The sequence below is a fragment of the Kribbella endophytica genome, from assembly GCF_054781295.1.
The window spans coordinates 12,223-31,426 of record NZ_BAAGUR010000001.1 but is presented as its reverse complement, the minus strand read 5'-3'; the positions used below and the strand labels follow the sequence as shown (position 1 = coordinate 31,426).

Below are 19,204 nucleotides of genomic sequence, written 5' to 3'. Positions count from 1 at the left end.
GGTCAGGCCGTGTACTCGAGAGCGCGTGGTCCCGCCGGTGGTGTGTGGATGCCGGCGCGGCGCAGGCCGGCCGCGGCCGCCAGTTCGTCGTACTGGGCGAGCGTGCGTTCGCGGCCGTGTCCGAGCACCAGGACGATCAGGTCCATCGCAGTGAAGGCCGCCTGATGACTGTCGGCCGCCTCGGCGACGAAGACCGAGCCGCCGGGACGCAGCGCCCGGCGGCAGCGGGTCAGGACGTCGACGGCCTGGTCGTCCTCGAACGAGTGCAGCAGCATCCGGAGCAGGAACGCGTCGGCGCTCGGCAGCTCCAGCGCCAGCACGTCGCCGGCGAGGATGTCGCAGCGGTCGGTCAGGCCGGCCTGCTCGAAGCGCTGCCGGGCGCTGTCGACGCTGGTCGGCAGCTCGACCAGCGTGCCGCGCATCTGCGGGGTGGCCGCGAGGATCGCCGCCAGCTGGACGCCGGTGCCGCCGCCGACGTCGACCAGGTGCTCGAAGCGGCTCCAGCCGATCGCGCGGACCAGCAGCACCGCCTCGTTGCGGGTGTTGGCCTCCATCAGCTGGTCGTACGACGCGGCAGCGGTCGCGTCGAGGCTGGTCTTGTTGGCGGCGCTCTCCGGCCCTCCTCGTCGGGTGACGCCGAGCAGGTCGAGGTGGGCGCGGTCCATCGTCGCGCCGTACCCGGTCTGGTCGAGCCAGCGCCGGGCGGCGCTCGGGTCGTCGTCGAGCAGCCAGCGCGCGGTCTCGCCCAGCGCGAAGCGGTCGTCGTCGCCGGCCTCGAAGATGCCGCGGGCCGCCAGGTAGCGCAGGACGCGGCCGAGGGCGTCCGCGTCGGCGTTCGTGGCGAGGGCCAGGTCCTTGAGGTCGCGTGGTCCTTCCGCGAGGTGGTCGGCAATGCGCAGAGTCGCGACGGTCCGTAAGGCCATCGGCGTGACCAGGTCGGTCATCGCCCAGAATTCGAGCAGTCCGAGGTTCGGCATTCAGCGGCCTCTCTGCGGTGTATTTGGGTATTTCTTCGATTGACGCTTTTGCGCGCCCAGAATTCGAATTGTTTCGGTCGCCGCGACGGCGTCGCTGCGCGCATTTCCGTGCCGGCCGTCACTGGAATACAGGCCGGGGTCGGTGGACAGCGGGTGCGTGGTCAGGTGCACGTGGATCGTGCCGTGCTGCTCGGCCAGTGCGCGGGTCCTTTCGGACAGCTGCCGCATGCGCTGGTGCAGCCCCGGGCGGAGCCAGCCCTGGACGGCCGGGCTGGCTGAGACGTCGAACATGCCGAGCGTGATCACGTCGGCTCCTGCGGCCTGGAGCGCGGTGATCATCCCGGTCAGCTCGCGGTCGACGCGGTCGGCGTCGTACCGGGCACTGAAGGCGTCGTTGCCGCCGCCGACCACGAGGGCCAGGTCGGGCTGGAAGGCCAGCGCCGGGTCCAGTTGGGTCTGGTGGATCTCGTGCGCGCGGAGGCCGCTGACGCCGAGGTTGAGGTACTTCAGCTCGGGCGCTGCGGCGGTCAGCTCAGCGGCGAGGCGGTCGGCCCACTGGAGGTCGCTGTAGCCCTCGAGGGGTTCGCAGAGACCCTCCGCCACGCTGTCACCCAGTACGACGAAGCGGCGCCAGGGGTGGTCGGCGAGGAGCTCAGCACTCTCGCCGGGACGGAGGCAGTGGGGGTCGGTGTCCTCGGTCAAGCGGGCTCCTCCTCGGGCTTGCGGCTGCCGCTGAACTGCGGGGCCGCGTCGGGACGGCGGTAGAGCTGGACGACGGGGATGAGGGTGGCGAGCAGGAAGAGGCCGCCGGAGAGGAGGAGGGCCGGGCGCAGTCCGAGCGCCGAGGCGCTCCAGCCGCCGAGCAGGCTGCCGACGGGGATGCCGGCGAAGGTCATTGCGCCGATCACGCCGAACACGCGGGTCTGCAGGGCCGGCGGGACCCGCCCGAAGAGGGTGGCGCCGATGACCGGGTTGAGCGAGGCGTTGGCGATGCCGCACAGGAAGCTGACCGACACCACGAGCCAGACCGTGTCCGACAGCCCCATGGTCAGCAGGCGCGGCGCCCCGCCGATCAGCGCCCCGACGACGAACGCCCGGTACGGCGGGATGCGGTCGGCGTACACGGTGAAGATGACGTTGCCCAGCAGAGCGCCGCCTGCGAACCCACCGAACAGCAGGCCCAGCACGACCGGCGTCCCGACCACCTCCTCCACCCACAGCGGCGTGTAGACAGCCGCGCTGGCCTGCCCGAACACGTTGATGGCGAAGGTCATCAGCATCATGCCGATGAGCACGCGGTCGCCCCGGAGGAAGGTGAAGCCACCTCTGAGAGCAGTCCAGTACGGCTCGGTTGCCGGCGTCTCTTCGGTGGTGGCCTCAGCTGGCAGGTGCACCAAGGTCGCCACCAGCACCGCACAGGCCAGGAAGCTGAACGCGTCTGCCCAGAGAGCTCCGTGGGTGCCCAGGAGGGCGATGAGCAGGCCGCCGAGCGGGGCGCCCACCAGGGTGGCTGCTCGGCTGAGGCCCTCGTACAGGGAGGTGATGCGGAGCATCGAGACATCGCACTGCTCGGCGAGTGGGCGGAGCATGACGTGCTTGACGCGGTCGCCGATGCCTCGGAGGGAGCCACCCACTGCCACCAGCAGGGCGAGCTGGAGGAACGTGGTGCCCGGGATCAGGATGATCGCGATCAGCGCGAGGGCGCTGCCGGTGTCGGCGACGATCGACGTACGGCGGTGGCCGAAGCGGTCGGCCAGCGGTGCGGCGAGTACTCCGGTGAGCGCGTAGGGGAGCATCTCGGCGGCGGCGATCACGCCCATCTTCGCGGCGCTGCCGGTGGTCGTGAGGACGAGCCAGGGGATCGCGACGGCCGATACCCGAGTGCCCAGGGCGGACAGGATGTCCGCGGTGAACAGGCTGATCAGCGCCGCTCTCGGGGAGGGCCTGAGGCCGGTGCTCATGTCGCGTGCCGGGCGCGCAGGGCGACCTTGTCGACCTTGTGGGCGGACGTCAGCGGGAGCTCGTCCAGCCACTCGATCGACCGCGGTACCCACATGTCGTTGAACTCGTCCCGGACGGCTTCCCGCAGGTCAGCGGCATCCAAGAACGCCCCGTCGTACCGGACGACGTACGCGTGCGGCACCTCACCGAACTCCGCGTCCGGTACGCCGATCACCGCTGCCGCACGGACTCCGGGCTGCGCCTGCAGGAGGTCCTCGATCGGCCGGCAGTAGACGTTCCAGTTGCTCGCGCCGGTAACGATCGTGTCCTGCACCCGGTCGACGACGTACAGGTACCCGTCGGCGTCCAGGTAGCCCAGGTCGCCCGTCCGCACCCACCCGTCGACGATGGCCTGCTCGGTCAGGTCCGGGCGCCCCCAGTAGCCCGCGAAACGCAGCTTGCTGGTCGCGTGGATCTCCCCGGTCTCACCGGCCGGCAGGGGTTGTCCATCAGCGCCCCGGATCTCCACCCGCACGTCGCCGTACGGCAGACCGGACGACCGCAGCCGCTCCGGATGCTCCGGGTCCTCGGTGAGCCCCGGCTGCGCCGTGACGACGATGACCTCGCTCAGCCCGTACACGATCCGCAGCACCGGCCCGAACCGGGCGATGGCCTGCCGCAGCCGCGAGGGCGCGGCCGGTCCGGCTCCGACGTTCAGCATGAACATGCTGCTTACGTCGGTCGTCGCCAGGTCCGGGTGGTCGAGCAGCTGGTACAGCAGCGGCGGTGACACGTACGTCGAGTTGATGCGCTCGCGCTGGATCGTGGCCAGCGCGCGGCCGGCGTCCCACTGGTCCTCGACGTACAGCACGCCGCCCTGGAACAGGTTGAAGAAGCTGGTGATCTGCCCGCTCGCGAACGCCATCGGCGAGTGCGACAGGTGCCGGAGCACCGGCAGCCCGGCCGCCAGGTAGTCCGCGGCCAGCGTGAGGATCTGCTCGTAGAACGCCTGCCGGTGGTGCACCAGCTTCGGCTCGCCGGTCGTTCCGCTGGTCTGCAGGCAGGTGGCCGGCTCGGCGTCGTCGTACTCGGCTGTGAAGGCTCCCGACGGCGGCCGCAGCAGGTCCGGGCCGAGCCCACCAGGACCCAGACAGTGCACCGGTACGCCGAGCTGAACGGCCAGCCGCTCGCCCAGCACGGCCTTGCCCGCCGGGTCGTAGACGAACACGTCCGGCCTCGACAGCCGCGCGAACGCCTCGATCTCCCGGCGCCCGGCGATCGGAGCGATCCACATGCTCCGCGCACCGACCAGGTGCAGGGCCAGCTGGAGAGCGGGCAGCTCCAGCGTGTTCCCGGCCAGTACCAGGACGCCGGTGCCCGGACCGACGCCGCGCTCCTGCAGCGACGCGGCCAGGTCGAGCACCTGAGCCCGGAGCCCGGCGTAGCTCAGCCGACGGTCCCCGGCGACGATCGCGGGCCGCTCGCCGTAGGCGGCGAACAGGCCGAGCGCGGTCACCACGTAGGAATCGGAATGCTCCAGGTTTTCGCCCACCACGAGATCGACCGACATGGCACCCCACCCTTCTCGATCCGGGCAGGACTGTACTCGGGGAATTACCCGGCGGCCAGATTTCGGGTGAATTCAAGTGGCCGATTAAAAGTATCCGTTGACGTTACAGCTTTCCGGAACTAGGTTTCCGACACCGCCACTCGCGCCGGGTAATTCTGGCCCGCCGCGCTTCAACCCAATGGGGGGTTGTTCCATGCGCATTCCCAGTACCGTCCGAACGGCCGCGCTCGCCGCGGCCGTGTCGCTGGCCGGATCAGCACTGGTCTTCACCGGATCCGAGGCCCAGAGCACCAACACGTCGTCGTACGGCAGCCAGGGGGGCAGGTCCACGTGGGTCGGCAGCTGGTCGGCCGGCATCACCAAGCCCGAGACCGCCGGCTTCAGCGCCACCGGCCTGACCGACCAGAGCGCCCGGTACGTCGTCCGCCCGTCGGTCGGCGGTGACAAGGTCCGGATCCGGTTCACCAACATCTACGGCGACCGGCCGGTCCAGATCGGCGCCGCGACCGTCGCCAAGGCGAACGCCGCCACCCCGGCGATGTCCGACCTCGACCCGGCCTCGAAGCGCACGCTGACCTTCGGCGGCAAGACCACCGCCACGATCAACAAGGGCGCCGAGCTGCTCAGCGACCCGGTCAACCTGCGGGTTCCCGACCTGGCCACGCTGGTCGTCAGCGCCTACTTCCCGACCGCGACCGGGCCGACCACCTGGCACGCGCAGACGTTCCAGGAGAACTACTACGGTCCGGGCAACCTGACCGACGAGACCGCCGGTACGGCGTACACGACCACCCGGCCGTGCTGCTGGACGTTCCTGGCCGGTGTCGACGTGCAGACCTCCGAGGCCGACGGCGCGGTCGTCGTGCTCGGCGACTCGATCGCGGAAGGCGTCGGCAGTACGGCGAACGCGAACAACCGCTGGCCCGACCAGCTCGCCGAGCGGCTGGCCGCCGACCACCGCCGTGGCACGGCCGCTGTCCTGAACGTCGGCCTGTCCGGCAACCGGCTGACCCGCGACGGCACCTCCCCGATCCTGGGCTCGCCCGGGTTCGAGCAGCTCGGCCTGAGCGCGCTGGCCCGGCTGAACGAGGACGTCCTGGCCCAGACCAGGCCGGAGACGGTGATCACCCACCTCGGGATCAACGACCTGTGGATGGACGGCGTGCCCGCCGACCAGATCATCGCGTCGCTGCAGCAGATCGACGCGCAGCTCGAGGAGCGCGGGATCCGCAGCCTGGGCGCCACCATCACGCCGTACGAGGGCTTCACGACGCCGGGCGGCTGGACCGCGGAGAAGGAGGCGAACCGGCAGGCGGTGAACTCCTGGCTGCGCAACTCGCACACCTTCGACGGGGTGATCGACTTCGACAAGGTGGTCCGCGACCCCGCGGCGCCGAGCAAGCTGAACGCCGCCTTCGACTCCGGCGACCACATCCACCCGAACGACGCGGGCTACCAGGCGATGGCGAACTCGATCCCGTTGCAGCTGGTCCGGTGAGCTGAGATGACCACCGCCGCCCAGGTGCTGCAAGGACTGTTCAGCGCAGAAGGTCTCGAGGACCCCTATCGGTACTACGCCGATCTGCGAAGGCACGGTCCCGTCTCCCTCATCGGGGGCAGCGGCCCCTACACGGCGGTGGTCACCGGGTACGACGCGGTGAACCAGGTGCTGCGGGACCCGCGGGTGCGCGTCACCGACGACGAGTTCACGGACTCGCACGGTGGCGCGGCCTGGCGGGAGCATCCACTGCTGGCCGCACTCAACAACTCGATGATGTACAGCAACGGCGAGCGGCACGTGCGGGCGCGACGGCTGTTCCAGCAGGTGTTCACGCCGCGGCGCGTGCAGGAGCTGGAGCCGGCGATGGTCGCGCAGATCTCGTCGCTGATCGACGGGCTGGAGGCCCGGCTGGCGTCGGAGGGGGAGGTGGACTTCATGGCGGAGTTCGCCTACCTGCTGCCGAGCTCGGTGGTCGCGGCGCTGCTCGGGATCCCTGCCGAGGATCTGACGTGGTTCCGGCCGCGGGTGCAGCGGATCAACGAGTTCCTGGACGTGACGGGGAAGACCGCGGAGGTCCTGCGTCGGGCGGACGAGGCAACAGTTGAGCTGAGCAACTACTACCGTGAGCTGATCGCCGTACGGCGTGCTTCACCTGCCGACGATCTGATCAGCCGGTTGGTTGCCGAGGACACCGATGTGTCCGACGAGGAGTTGGTCTGCAACCTGCTCGTCCTCTTCAACGCCAGCTTCGTGACGACGATTCATCTGCTGGGCAACGGCTTGTCGCTGCTGCTGGCGCATCCGGAGCTGCGCTCGTGCCCGGTGGAGCCGTTCGTCGAGGAGGTCCTTCGGTATGAGTCCCCGGTGCAGTTCGTGGCGCGCTACGCCGACGACGTGATCGAGGTCGCCGGCACGACGATCCCGCCGAAGGAGGTGGTGCTCGTCATGCTGGGCGCCGCCAACCGAGACCCGGAGAGCTATCCGGAGCCGGATCGCTTCGACCCGATGCGGTTCGCAGCTGACCCGATCGTCTCTACAGCCGAACGAAGAGCTTCTCAAGCAAGTGTTCGGCCTCTGAGCTTCGGGGCGGGACCTCACTTCTGTCTGGGGGCTGCGCTGGCTCGGGCTGAGGCTCAGTTGGCGTTTCCGTTGTTGATGGAGCGGTTGCCAGGGCTCAGGGCCGCGCGGGCGCCGGTGCGGTACCCGCAGCAGTTCCTTCGGGGGTACGAGTCGATGCCAGTGGAGGTGTGCGATGCCCCTTGACCCGCAGGTGGAAGCGATGCGTGCTCAGCGCGCGGCGGACGACGTACCGCAGCTCTACACCCAGACCCTCGCCGAAGCTCGCGCCGCGGACCTCGCGTCGATCCAGGCCGCCGGTGGCGAGGTCGAGCACGTCCACTCCGTCGAGGACGCGTACGTCGACGAGCTCGGTCTGCCACTGCGCATCTACCGGCCTTTCGGAGACGGCCCGATGCCGACGCTGGTCTACTTCTTCGGCGGCGGCTGGACCCTCGGCAGCATCGAAACCGCCGACGGCATCTGCCGCCGCCTCGCCAACGCCGCCGCCTGCCAGGTCATCACCGTCGGCTACCACCTGGCCCCCGAACACCCGTTCCCGACGGCAGTCCACGACTGCCACCGAGCAACGGCGTGGATCGCCAAGGCCCCCTTCGTCGACCCCGAGCGCATTGTCGTCGGCGGAGACAGCGCCGGCGGCAACCTCACCGCAGCCACCACCTTGCTCGCCCGAGACAACGGCCCCGCACTGGCCGGTCAGTTGCTCGTCTACCCCAACACGTTGTACGGCTCAGACACCCCGTCCATGCGCGCCGGCGTCGACCCACACCTCTTCAACCAGACCTCAGTCAACTGGTACTGGAAGCACTACCTCACCGACCCAGCCCAGGGCTTAGATCCACTGGCCTCACCGCTCCTCGCCGAGTCCCACGCCGGCCTCCCGCCGGCCCTCGTGATCACCGCCGAGTACGACCCCCTCCGCGACGAGGGCGAGTTCTACGCCGAGAAGCTGTACGCCGCCGGAGTCCCCACCACGTTGACCCGCTACGACGGCATGGTCCACGGCTTCTTCGCCATGTCCGGGACGCTGGACGGCGGCCGCCTGGCGATCGCCGAAGCAGCAACCTGGCTAAGGGACCTATTCGGTGGGGACTGAGCCGGCCGCCCCCGAAGCCGAGCCCGCTCCGCGCGCCGGCACCCAGCTCGCGCCCGCCGCGCAGCCCCCGCCGCCTGCGCCCACGCCTGCCCCCGCGCTCGACCCGGCCTCCGCGGCAGGCGCCCAGCTCGCGCCCGCCGCGCAGCCCCCGCCGCCTGCGCCCACGCCTGCCCCCGCGCTCGACCCGGCCTCCGCGTTCGCCCCCGCCTCTGCGACTGACGCTGCCTCTGCGCCCGAAGCCTCACCCGCTTCCGGCCCCGTCCGCGCCGCCGACCCGACCCCTGCGCCTGCGCTAGACGCGGCCTTTGCGCCCGGCGGCTCGCCGGGCTTTGCCCCCGCCGACCCGGCCCGCGCGCAAGCGTCCGCGCTCGCCTCCTCGCCTGCCCCCGCGGCCATCGTCCTGGCCGACCCCCAGATCGGTGGGCCGTCGGGGCGGACGGTCGCGCCGGTCGTTGGGCCTGTGCGGGCGGTGTGCTTGGCCGAGTACGAGATGCTTGCTGCTGGGGTGCTTCCTGGGGCGGTCCGGGACTTCATCTTCGGTGGGAGCGGGGCCGAGCTGACCTTGCGGGGTAATCGGTCTGCTCTTGATCGGGTGCGGGTCGTCCCTCGGGTGATGGGTGGGGTTGAGGCTGTTGATCCGAGCGGCCGGCTTGTGGGGACGAGGGCAGCGATGCCGGTTGCTGTGGCGCCGATGGCTTATCAGCGGTTGGTGCATCCGGAGGGAGAGCTGGAGCTGGCTCGGGCCGCCGCAGCGGCGGGGGTGCCGTATGTGATCTCCACCTTGAGCAGCTACCCGATGGAGAAGATCCCGGGGGAGTGCTGGTTTCAGTTGTACTGGCTGCGGGACCGGGGCCAGGTCGAGCGGCTGGTTGATCGGGCGGCGGGGTGTTCGGCGTTGGTGGTGACGGTGGATGTCCCGGTGATGGGACGGCGCTTGCGCGACGTACGGAACGAGTTCGCGTTGCCGGACGACGTGGTGGCGGCGAATCTGGAGACCACGAGAGAAGCGCATGCGGCGGTGCCTGGGTTGTCGGCGGTGGCGGCGCACACGGCGTCCGCGTTCTCGCCGACGGTGTCGTGGGAAGACCTCGAATGGTTGAAGCGCAGGACCGAGCTTCCGCTGGTGGTGAAGGGGATTCTCGATCCGCGGGATGCTCGAAGGGCTGTGGAGATCGGAGCCAGTGCGGTGGTGGTGTCGAACCACGGCGGGCGCCAGCTGGATGGTGCAATCGCCTCGATCGACGCGTTGCCGGCCGTGGTTGATGCAGTGGGCAACGACATCGACGTGCTGATGGACTCCGGCATCCGGAGCGGGACCGACGTACTGAAGGCCCTCGCCGTCGGCGCGAACGGCGTACTGGTCGGAAGACCGTTGCTGTGGGCATTGGCTGTCGACGCTTGCGACGAGGCGTTCGAGCTACTGAGGACCGAGCTCACCGACGCGATGCTGCTCGCGGGGTGCGCCGACCTGGCGGCCGTCAAGGAACTGACCTGGAGGAACGATGGCTGACCTCGACATCGCGGAGCTGCACGGCGCGCTCACCGACAAAGCACTGAACTCGATGAACTTCCTCAACGAGGTCGCGCAGCACTACCCGGACGCGATCTCGCTCGCGGCAGGCCGGCCCGCGGAGGAGTTCTACGCGATCGAGGACCTGCACTCGTACCTCGACACCTTCTGCGAGTACCTGCGCGACGAGCTCGGGTACGACGAAGCCGCGGTGCGTAGGACCGTGTTCCAGTACGGCCGGACGAAGGGCATCGTGCACCGCCTGGTCGCGCGCAACCTGCTCGCCGACGAGGGCATCACCGTCGACCCCGAAGCGCTCGTCGTGACGGTCGGCTGCCAGGAAGCGATGGTGCTCGCACTGAGGGCCCTGCGCAAGGACTCCAACGACGTACTGCTCGCGGTTGAACCGGCGTACGTCGGCATCACCGGCGCCGCGCGGTTGCTCGACCTGCCGGTCCTGCCAGTTGCCGGAGGCAACGACGGGATCGATCTGGATGATTTGGTTGCCGTGGTCAAGGCGGCGAAGGCCGACGGACTGCGGCCACGCGCCTGCTACGTGATGCCGGACTTCGCGAACCCGTCCGGCCTGAGCCTCGATCTGGAGACCAGGCAACGACTGCTCGAGGTCGCGGCCGAGCAGGACCTGCTGCTGCTCGAGGACAACCCGTACGGGCTGTTCCCCGCCGATGGCGTCGACCGCTTGCCGACGCTGAAGGCGCTCGACACCGATCGCCGGGTGATCTACCTCGGGTCCTTCGCCAAGACCGCGCTGCCGGGCGCACGCGTCGGGTACGTCGTCGCCGACCAACTCGTTGCGCACCCGGACGGCACGACCAGCCTGCTCGCCGACGAGCTGTCGAAGATCAAGAGCATGGTCACCGTCAACACTTCGGCGATCGGCCAGGCGATGATCGGCGGCAAGCTCCTCCAGCACGACTGCAGCCTGGTCGCGGCGAATCAGCGGGAGCGTTCGACGTACGCCGCCAACCTGCGCGCGCTGACCGAGGGCCTCGCTGCTCGATTTCCTGACGGCGAGGTCACCTGGAACGTGCCGTCCGGCGGGTTCTTCCTGGTCGTCACGGTCCCGTTCGTGGTCGACGACGCCCTGCTCGCGAAGTCCGCGCAGGAGTACGGCGTGCTGTGGACCCCGATGGGCCACTTCTATGACGGCGACGCCCCGATCCACGCGCTGCGGCTGTCCTGCAGCTCGGTCACGCCCGCCGAGATCGAGCCGGCCCTGGACCGGTTGGCAGCGCTGATCCGCGACCAGCTCTGACCGCCCCGGCCGCAACTGGTCCTCTACCTGACAGTCCAACTGGATCTGTCTGTGAGACCGGTTCGTTCCTAGCGTGGAGGTATGACCAGCCTCGCTTGTGAACCCATCGTCGCGCTCCGGCCCGACCGCCTCGTCACCGCGCAGTTCGTGCGGCTGCTCCTGGTGACCTTCGGCTCCGGCCTGAGCATGTACCTGCTGACCTCGGTCGTCCCGCTCTACCTGGCGGCCTCGGGATCCGGCGGGATCGGGGCCGGGCTGTCGACCGGCGCGATGATGTTCGCCGCGGTCGCCGTCGAGCTGGTCGTCCCGGCGACTCTTCGCCGCCTCGGCTACCGCACCACGCTGGCGATCGGACTGGTCCTGCTCGGCGCACCGAGCCTGCTGCTGATCCTCACGTCGTCGCTGCCGCTGGTCCTCGCGGTCTGCGTGATCCGCGGCGCGGGCCTGGCGATCATGGTCGTCGGCGCGGTCGCGCTGGTCGCCGAGCTCACCCCTCCCGGTCGCCGTGGCGAGGCGCTCGGTGTGTACGGCGTGGTGGTGGGCCTCCCGGCCGCCCTTGGACTGCCGCTCGGTGTCTACCTGACCGGTGTCGTCGGCTTCGAGACCCTGTTCGTGCTCGCCGCGGTCTGCTCGCTGATGGGCCTCGCCGTGCTGCCGGGCGGCCCGGACCGAGCCACGGACGACGACGAGCAGCACCATGTGAAGGTGCTCGGTGGTCTCCGAGGCAGCGGACTGCTGATGCCGGCCGGAGTCTTCGCCGCGGTGACGCTTGCCGCAGGCATCAGCGTCACCTTCCTCCCGCTGGCCTCGCAGAACCACACGCTCGTCGCGGCTGCATTGCTCGTCCAGGCCGTGGCCGCGCCAGGCGCCCGCTGGCTCGCCGGCTGGTTCGGCGACCGCATCGGCCCCCGACGCCTGCTGGCCCCAGCGTTGGTGCTGGCCGCCGTCGGCGCAGGAGCACTCGCCTTCGTAGGCACTCCAGCCGCAGTACTCGGCGGAGCAGCCTGCTTCGGCCTAGGCTTCGGCGCAGCCCAGAACCTCACGCTCGCGATCATGTACGACCGCTCACCCCGCTCCCGCTACGGCCAGGTCAGCGCCCTCTGGAACCTCGCGTACGACGGCGGCTGGGGCGCCGGCGCCATCCTCTTCGGCTTCGTAGTCGCCGGCATCGGCTACCCGACAGCCTTCGCCCTGACCGCGGCGATCGTCGCACTGGCGATCGTGCCTGCGCTCAGAGGTGTGGGCGCGCGGGCCGAGGTGCGAGTCGAACTGTGAGCGGTGGTGCCGACTTGAAAGATGGGGGAGCTGGGCCTCGGTGAGGTGGGCGGGCGCCGGGGCCGGGCGGTCCGAGGCTAGGCGGGCCCGAGCCGGGTGGGGGAGGGGCGGGGTGCTGCGCGCCGGAGCCGGGTGGGGGAGGAGCGGGGTGCTGCGCGCCGGAGCGGGCGGACCGGGTGTGCTCGGGTGGGCCGAGGCCAGCTGGGGCTGGGGCCGGCCGGGCTGGTCCTGGCGGCTTGTTAGAGCTTGCGGAGGCGGACCCAGCGGACGGCGTGGTCGGCTCCCTTGCGGAGGACGAGGGTGGCTCGGGAGCGGGTGGGGAGGATGTTTTCGCGGAGGTTGGGGCCGTTGATGCCGTCCCAGAGGGACTCGGCTTTGGCGACGGCTTCGCCTCGGCTGAGTTCGCCGTAGCGGACGAAGTAGGACTCGGGGTTGCGGAACGCGGTCTCCCACAGCTTCAGGAAGCGGTGGACGTACCAGGAGCGGATGTCGTCGGCGGCGGCGTCGACGTACACGGAGAAGTCGAAGAAGTCGCTGACCGCGAGTCCGCTCTTGCCGTCGGCATGACGAGGAGCGGGCTGGAGGACGTTGAGGCCTTCGAGCAGGAGGATGTCGGGCTGCTCGACAGTCGTGCGTACGCCGTCGAGGCGGTCGTAGTGCAGGTGCGAGTAGACGGGAGCGCCGACGTTGTCCATGCCGGACTTCACCTCGACGACGAAGCGCAGCAGCGCCTTGCGGTCGTAGGACTCCGGGAAGCCCTTGCGCAGCATCAGGCCGCGGCGTTCGAGCTCGGCGTTCGGCCAGAGGAAGCCGTCGGTGGTGACGAGGGCGACGCGGGGGTGCTCGGGCCAGCGGGCCAGCAGTTCGCGGAGCAGGCGCGCGGTGGTCGACTTGCCGACGGCAACCGAGCCGCCGATGCCGATCACGAACGGCGTCCGGGTCGCGGACGAGGGGCCGAGCGAGGTGTTGCCCAGGAAGGCCTCGGTGTCGTTGTGCAGCGCGCGGGCGTGCCGGACGTACAGCGACAGGATCCGCGACAGCGGCAGGTAGACCTCGCGGACCTCGTCGATGTCGATCTCGTCGCCGAGACCACGCAACCGCTCGATCTCCTCGGCGGTCAACGGCGACTCGGTGGTCTCGGCCAGTTGCGCCCAGGCGGCCCGGTCCAGCTCGGTGTAGGGAGTCACCTCCCGCGGCGGCTGCAGCATGGGCCCCATTGTTCCCACATCACCGCGGGCTACGCTGACCGGCATGTGCGGCACTGACTCTGCGGGTGTGGTAGTTGTCACATCAGGAACCCCGTCCGGACCCCTCTCGTGATCGTCGGCGTGGGCATCGACGTCGTCGACGTCGAGCGCTTCATGAAGACGCTGGAGCGGACGCCGGGACTGCGCGACCGGGTCTTCACCCCGACGGAGGCGGTCCGGCCGCCGGCGTCGCTCGCGGCGCGGTTCGCGGCCAAGGAGGCGCTCGCCAAGGCGCTCGGCGCGCCCGGCGGGATGCACTGGCACGACGCGGAGGTCCGCACCGACGAGACCGGGCGGCCGTGGTTGGAGGTCACTGGGACGGTCGCGGCGAAGGCGTCCGAGCTGGGCGTGCAGAGCTTGCACCTGTCGCTGAGTCACGACGCGGGGATCGCGTCGGCGGTCGTCGTACTGGAGGGCTGAGATGCGTCGGGCACACACGGTCGAGCAGGTCCGGGCGGCTGAGGCCGAGCTGATGGCGAAGCTGCCGGAGGGCACGCTGATGCAGCGGGCTGCCACCGGACTGACTGTTGCTATTGGCAACTTTGTGGGGCGGACGTACGGCGTTCGCGTGGTGCTGCTCGTCGGGTCGGGGGACAACGGCGGGGATGCGTTGTACGCCGGGGAGAAGCTGGCCCGACGGGGTGCGCACGTTGTTGCGGTGCTGCTGTCGGAGAAGGTGCACGCAGAGGGGCTGCAGGCTCTCCGAGTGGCTGGTGGACGGGTCGGTGCGGTGGAGGAGATCGCGCGTGCCGACGTGGTGGTGGATGGCGTGGTCGGGATTGGTGGACGGCCGGGGTTGAAGCCGGAGGCGCTGGAGGCGGTCCGGCTGGCCGAGCAGTACGGCGTGCCGGTGGTTGCCGTCGACATCCCGTCGGGCGTCGATGTGGACTCGGGCGAGGTGCCGGCGCAGGAAGACGTGGGCACGGGGGCTGCGGTCGGGTTCGTCCGCGCCGCGTTGACGGTGACGTTCGGGACGCACAAGATCTGCCACTTCGTGGATCCGGCGGCCGCAGCGTGCGGGCCGGTGCATCTGGTCGACATCGGGCTGGACCTGCCGCCGTCGCCGGTGGAGGCGATGCAGGCGTCCGACGTACGGGCGCTGTACCCGGTGCCGCGCGGCGAGTCGGACAAGTACTCGCGGGGTGTACTCGGACTGATGGCCGGCTCCAAGCAGTACCCAGGCGCCGCGGTGATCGCGACGTCGGGTGCGCTCGCGGGCCCGCTCGGGATGCTCCGGTACGTCGGGCCGGACGCGGTCGCGGAAGCGGTTCGCGCGGCGCACCCGGAGATCGTTGCCGGTGAGGGCCGGGTTCAGGCGTGGGCCATCGGCTCGGGGCTCGGCGACGAACTGGACATCAAGAAGGTCCGCGAACTGCTCGACTCCGAGGAACCGGTCGTGCTGGACGCCGATGGGCTCAAGGCGCTCGACGACTCCGGCGACCACACGAACGTGCTGATCACGCCGCACGCCGGCGAGCTGGCCCGGTTACTCGACGTCGACCGGGCAACGGTCGAGGCCGAGCGGCTGAAGCACGCGCGGATAGCGGCCGAGCAGTACGACGTGACCGTGCTGCTCAAGGGATCGACGACCGTCATCACCAGCCCGGACGGGCGGACCAGGGTCAACACCAACGCGACTCCGTGGCTCGCGACGGCCGGTTCGGGCGACGTACTGGCCGGTCTGTGTGGGTCGTTGCTGGCGGCCGGTCTGGATCCGTTGGACGCGGGAAGCGTCGGTGCCTACCTGCATGCCGCGGCGGCGCAGCTGGCGTCAGAGGCAGGGCCTATCACGGCGATGGCAATCGCGCGCGCTCTGCCCGTGGCGACCAGCCAGATCTTGTACTGACGAACTCTCCGGGATAGGACGGACTCTGTTGGTGTCCCCGCCGCCCTGGGAGTTCGCCCGTGAAGCGTCTTGGTGTGTTGCTGTCCGTTGTCGCCCTGCTGATCGCCGGCCTGCCGGCGACGGCGCAGGCCCAAGCCCGACCAGCGCCGTACAAGGCGGACCGGGCAACCAAGATCGACGTGATGGGGGAGTGGGCCCACCCCGACGACGACACCAGCATCATCGGGCCGTGCGGAGTCTGGCACCAGCGGTACGGCGTGAAGTGCGGCGTGATCATGGTGACGCGCGGTGAGGGCGGCGGCAACGCGGTCGGCACCGAGCTGGGCCCGGACCTCGGCCTGCGCCGGGAGAACGAGGACCGCGTCGCGCACTACCGCTCCGGCACGGTCGACATCTTCAACCTCGACCGGATCGACTTCTTCTACAACCAGAGCGCGCCGCTGACGCAGTACTTCTGGGACGAGGAGGAGACGCTGCGCCGGGTCACTCGCGTGATCCGGACGACCCAGCCGGAGATCTACATCGGCTTCACGCCGACGCTCGCCGCGGGTCACGGCAACCATCAGCAGGCCGGGCGCCTGATCTGGGAAGGCGTGCTCGCCGCGGCCGACCCGACGCGCTTCCCGGAGCAACTGCGCGGGAAAGATGCGTTGAGCACCTGGCAGGTGAAGAAGGTCTTCTCGGGCGGCAGCACGGCAGGCACCGGCGGTACGACGACGGCCGCGAACTGCACGACCGGCTTCGTCCCGAGCAGCCAGGACACGGTCGCCGGCGTCTGGACCGGCTACGACTCGCCGTACAAATGGCCGGCCGGCAACGTCCAGGGCCAACCAGCCGGTACGGCGAAGATCTGGCAGCAGGTCGCCGAAGAGGGCCGCGCGGCGTACCCGACGCAGAGCCGCGTGATGTTCAAGGGGACGTCGGTGCCGGCCTGCTCGCGCTTCGGCATGACCCAGGCGTTCGTGCCGTTCCAGCCGAACACGCTGCCGGGTGGGGCGCCGAACCCCAAGGCGGGCCTCGACGACGCGATCCTGTTCGGGGCGGCCAAGCCGGACCCGGGCGGCCTGCCGGTCGGCACGTTGCAGTACCTGACCTTCTCCCGCTTCGCCAACGTCGCCGGTGAACCGTTCCAGGCCACGGTCCATCTCCAGGCCCCACGCGGAAAGCTTGCCAAGGGCAACCTCACGCTCACCGTCCCGGCCGGCTGGACGACCGACGGGCCGAAGCAGGTCCCGAGCCGTGCGGACGCCGCGATCACCTTCACGGTCACGCCGTCGGCGACCGCGCCGGTGAACCAGCTCGCCAAGATCTCCGCCGTCTACAGCACCGGCAAGGCCACGGGTTACACCGACAACGTGGTCCGGATCGTCTCCGCGACCGAGGGCCGGTTCCAGCGCTGGGGCAACTGGCAGGAGTACGACGAGTGGCTCGCGCAGACCGCGCCGCAGGCGACCCGGCTCGGCCGCTCGCCCGCGATCCAGTCGATCGGCGTCGGCCGGACGCTCGACGTACCGGTGGTCGTGCACAACTGGTCGGCCGAGCCCCAGAGCGGCAACGTCTCGCTGGGTTTGCCGCCGAACTTCACTGCCGACGCGACGACGAAGGCTTATCCGACCGTTGCCCCGGGCGCCGAGACCACGGTGACCTTCAAGGTCACCAACACCGACACGACCCTGCCCGCGACGCAGAACGTCGACGTCCCGATCACCACCACGTACGCCGGTGGTACCGGCAGCGAGACGCTCACGCTGTCCGTCGTACCGACCACTGCGATCGCGCAGACCACGACCGCGCCGACCGTCGACGGCCAAGCCTCCGATGGTGAGTACCCAGGTCAGACGCTCGACCTCGGCCGGATCTGGCAGGGCGCGTCCACCTGCACCGGCGTCGACGACTGCGGCGTCTCCGCGACCGGTGACGGCAGTACGGCGAAGGTCAGCTGGTCCGACGACGCGCTCTACTTCTTCGTGCACGTCCGCGACGACTACCAGTCGTACGCCGTCACGCCGGCCGAGTGCGTCGGCCACTGGCAGGCCGACTCGGTCGAGATCCTGCTCGACCCGCGCGGTACGGCGTCGCAGGCGCTGATGGACACGGCGAACACGTTCAAGCTCGGCATCTTCCCGTTCAGCAACGACGCCGCGTCCGGCAACGGGCCGTGCTGGTCGCGGGATGCCGACAACCACCAGGGCTACTCGAGCGGTTCGCTCGACACCGGGAACGCGCCTGGCGTCGAGGTCGCGTCGACGGCGACCTGGGTCGGCAGCAACGAGACGACCGTGCCGCACACCTACACGGGCTACGACCTCGAGGTGAAGATCCCGCTGGCCACGCTGCCGGCTGCTGTCGATCCGGCGAACCTCGGGCTCAACATCACGCCGTACGACAACGACGACACCTCGGCGGCTGGTACGACGACGCTGCGGCACATCGATCAGAGCACGCGGCTCGGGTGGTCCGCGATCGGGTCGGTGCAGTCCGATCCTTATCGCTGGGGGCGCGCGACGATGCCGGGCTACACCCCGCCTGCCGACCGGCCGACGACGCCGGCGCCGCCGGATGTGTCGAACCCGAACCTGAACGGGGCGCTCTCGCCGCAGACGATCGCGCAGTCGGCGCGGAACCATGTGCCGATCTCTGGACGTGTTCCCACTGAGGACTTGAAGATCCTGTACGCCGGACTGCGGCCGGGAGGCGCGGCCGCGACGCGGCCGGGCGGTGCGCCGGCGCTTGACCTGATCACAGCGGCCAGCGGGCCTGGGACGGCTCGGCCCTTCCTCACTACCGGTGAGCTCGGTGCGATTCCGGTCTACACGACGAGCTGCACGACTGATCCGCCGCCGGACTACGGCCTGACGCCGTGCGCGGTGACCGACGGCGGGATCCCACCGTGGGCGCCCGACATGAGCGGGCATCTCGTCAAGCAGTCGTCCAAGCAGCTGACGCGCGGTGTGCAGCACTGGTCGGTGCCGTTGACCGCGGCCCAGCAGACGAAGCTGAAGGCCGACGGCCACCTGCTGCTCTCCTACGAGACCCCGGAGAACAAGGTGCAGGCCTTCGACGTGAAGCTCAGCCGGCGGTGATCAGCTGGCGGCCTTGAAGTCGAGGCCGGTCTTGGCCGGCGTCCGGAGCTGGAGCTTGTCCGCGTCCAGGGTGTAGGTGACCTCACCGTTCAGCGTGGCCAGGACCGTCTTCTCCAGTTCGGCCGCCGGGCCGGTGCAGGCCCGGCGGGTGGTGCCGATCTCGCCGAAGGTCAGCCTGTCGCCGGTCCGCGCGACCACGCCCTGCAGGTCGTTGCAGCTCGTCGACCCGGTGACCCGGTCGCCGTTGATGGTCAGGTAGGCGCCGCCGTTGCTCGGGCTGGACACGGTCTCGCCGGCGATGACGCTGTCCAGGACCCACTTCGTGCCGTCGAGCGCGACATCGGGCTGCACGATCTCCCGGTCCTGCAGCTGGATCACCGAGCCGCCGGAGGTGATCGTCAGCTTGTCCGCGTCGGCCTTCCAGGTCGGCTCGCTGTTCAGGATCGCCAGCAGCCACTCCTCCTGCTGCTGGCGGGGCCCGTCGCAGGCCATGTTGGTCATGTTCAGGTCGCCGGCCTTCAGCTTGTCGCCGCTGATCGAGACCTTGCCACCGATCGAGTTGCAGCCGGCGTTCGCGAACAGTGAGCCGTCGTCCTTGAACTGGAGCGAGATCCGGGTGTTCGGCGCAGGCTTCTTCGGCGTGCCGTTCTCGGTCAGCGCGGTGGACAGATAGGTCTTGCCGCCCAGCCCACTCGAGGCCAGGTCCTGCCCGCATCCGGTCAGTACGACGAGTCCTGCCGCTGCCATCACCGCGAAAGTTGTCCTCACACCCCAAGGACGCCGCCGAGCAGGCCGGCGTTGCAGT

The 19,204-nt window shown here is 70.0% G+C and carries 15 protein-coding genes; 9 read left to right on the top strand and 6 right to left on the bottom strand.

Features of this window, described 5'->3' with window-relative positions:
* Positions 1-2: 2 nt before the first annotated feature.
* The 4 genes from ACYVIO_RS00140 to ACYVIO_RS00125 are packed head-to-tail and all read right to left on the bottom strand — an operon-like array spanning position 3 to position 4,488.
* Positions 3-977 (bottom strand): methyltransferase, encoded by a 975-nt coding sequence (locus ACYVIO_RS00140; protein WP_460648575.1) that lies wholly within the window; start codon positions 975-977, stop codon positions 3-5.
* Positions 978-1,679: an SGNH/GDSL hydrolase family protein gene (locus tag ACYVIO_RS00135; protein WP_460648574.1), complete on the bottom strand. Its 702-nt coding sequence runs from the start codon at positions 1,677-1,679 to the stop codon at positions 978-980. It abuts the gene before it with no gap.
* On the bottom strand, positions 1,676-2,938 hold the full coding sequence (locus tag ACYVIO_RS00130) for an MFS transporter (protein WP_460648573.1): 1,263 nt from the start codon (positions 2,936-2,938) through the stop codon (positions 1,676-1,678). Before ACYVIO_RS00130 ends, ACYVIO_RS00135 begins: the two co-directional genes overlap by 4 nt.
* The gene (locus ACYVIO_RS00125) at positions 2,935-4,488 is read right to left on the bottom strand and encodes a class I adenylate-forming enzyme family protein (RefSeq protein ID WP_460648572.1); all 1,554 of its coding nucleotides are present in this window, start codon (positions 4,486-4,488) and stop codon (positions 2,935-2,937) included. Before ACYVIO_RS00125 ends, ACYVIO_RS00130 begins: the two co-directional genes overlap by 4 nt.
* Before the next feature lie 193 nt (positions 4,489-4,681).
* Here ACYVIO_RS00125 and ACYVIO_RS00120 point away from each other — a divergent pair, with 193 nt between their 5' ends.
* From ACYVIO_RS00120 to ACYVIO_RS00095, 6 genes are all read left to right on the top strand, one after another.
* On the top strand, positions 4,682-5,986 hold the full coding sequence (locus tag ACYVIO_RS00120; RefSeq protein ID WP_460648571.1) for an SGNH/GDSL hydrolase family protein: 1,305 nt from the start codon (positions 4,682-4,684) through the stop codon (positions 5,984-5,986).
* Between the two features lie 6 nt (positions 5,987-5,992).
* A complete protein-coding gene (locus ACYVIO_RS00115) occupies positions 5,993-7,252 on the top strand; it encodes a cytochrome P450 (RefSeq protein ID WP_460648570.1) in 1,260 nt (419 codons plus the stop codon).
* 16 nt (positions 7,253-7,268) lie between these two features.
* The gene (locus tag ACYVIO_RS00110) at positions 7,269-8,162 is read left to right on the top strand and encodes an alpha/beta hydrolase (RefSeq protein ID WP_460648569.1); all 894 of its coding nucleotides are present in this window, start codon (positions 7,269-7,271) and stop codon (positions 8,160-8,162) included.
* Positions 8,152-9,672, top strand: coding sequence for an alpha-hydroxy acid oxidase (locus ACYVIO_RS00105; protein ID WP_460648568.1), 1,521 nt, complete (start codon positions 8,152-8,154; stop codon positions 9,670-9,672). Before ACYVIO_RS00110 ends, ACYVIO_RS00105 begins: the two co-directional genes overlap by 11 nt.
* Positions 9,665-10,948 carry an aminotransferase-like domain-containing protein gene (locus ACYVIO_RS00100; protein WP_460648567.1) on the top strand — a complete coding sequence of 428 codons (1,284 nt, stop codon included), beginning with the start codon at positions 9,665-9,667 and terminating at the stop codon, positions 10,946-10,948. Before ACYVIO_RS00105 ends, ACYVIO_RS00100 begins: the two co-directional genes overlap by 8 nt.
* An 81-nt stretch (positions 10,949-11,029) precedes the next feature.
* On the top strand, positions 11,030-12,223 hold the full coding sequence (locus tag ACYVIO_RS00095) for an MFS transporter (RefSeq protein WP_460648566.1): 1,194 nt from the start codon (positions 11,030-11,032) through the stop codon (positions 12,221-12,223).
* A 239-nt stretch (positions 12,224-12,462) separates the two neighbouring features.
* Here the strand turns inward: ACYVIO_RS00095 and coaA are convergent, their stop codons facing one another.
* The gene (gene coaA, locus ACYVIO_RS00090; RefSeq protein WP_460648565.1) at positions 12,463-13,431 is read right to left on the bottom strand and encodes a type I pantothenate kinase; all 969 of its coding nucleotides are present in this window, start codon (positions 13,429-13,431) and stop codon (positions 12,463-12,465) included.
* A gap of 108 nt (positions 13,432-13,539) precedes the next feature.
* On the opposite strand from coaA, the gene ACYVIO_RS00085 reads away from it, so the two are divergent.
* The 3 genes from ACYVIO_RS00085 to ACYVIO_RS00075 are packed head-to-tail and all read left to right on the top strand — an operon-like array spanning position 13,540 to position 18,399.
* On the top strand, positions 13,540-13,890 hold the full coding sequence (locus ACYVIO_RS00085; protein ID WP_460648564.1) for a holo-ACP synthase: 351 nt from the start codon (positions 13,540-13,542) through the stop codon (positions 13,888-13,890).
* A gap of 1 nt (position 13,891) precedes the next feature.
* Entirely contained in the window at positions 13,892-15,316 is a 1,425-nt protein-coding gene (locus ACYVIO_RS00080; RefSeq protein WP_460648563.1) for an NAD(P)H-hydrate dehydratase, read from the top strand.
* 59 nt (positions 15,317-15,375) lie between these two features.
* The gene (locus ACYVIO_RS00075) at positions 15,376-18,399 is read left to right on the top strand and encodes a sugar-binding protein (RefSeq protein ID WP_460648562.1); all 3,024 of its coding nucleotides are present in this window, start codon (positions 15,376-15,378) and stop codon (positions 18,397-18,399) included.
* Here the strand turns inward: ACYVIO_RS00075 and ACYVIO_RS00070 are convergent, their stop codons facing one another.
* Positions 18,400-19,167 (bottom strand): META domain-containing protein, encoded by a 768-nt coding sequence (locus tag ACYVIO_RS00070; RefSeq protein ID WP_460648561.1) that lies wholly within the window; start codon positions 19,165-19,167, stop codon positions 18,400-18,402.
* Positions 19,168-19,204 lie beyond the last annotated feature (37 nt).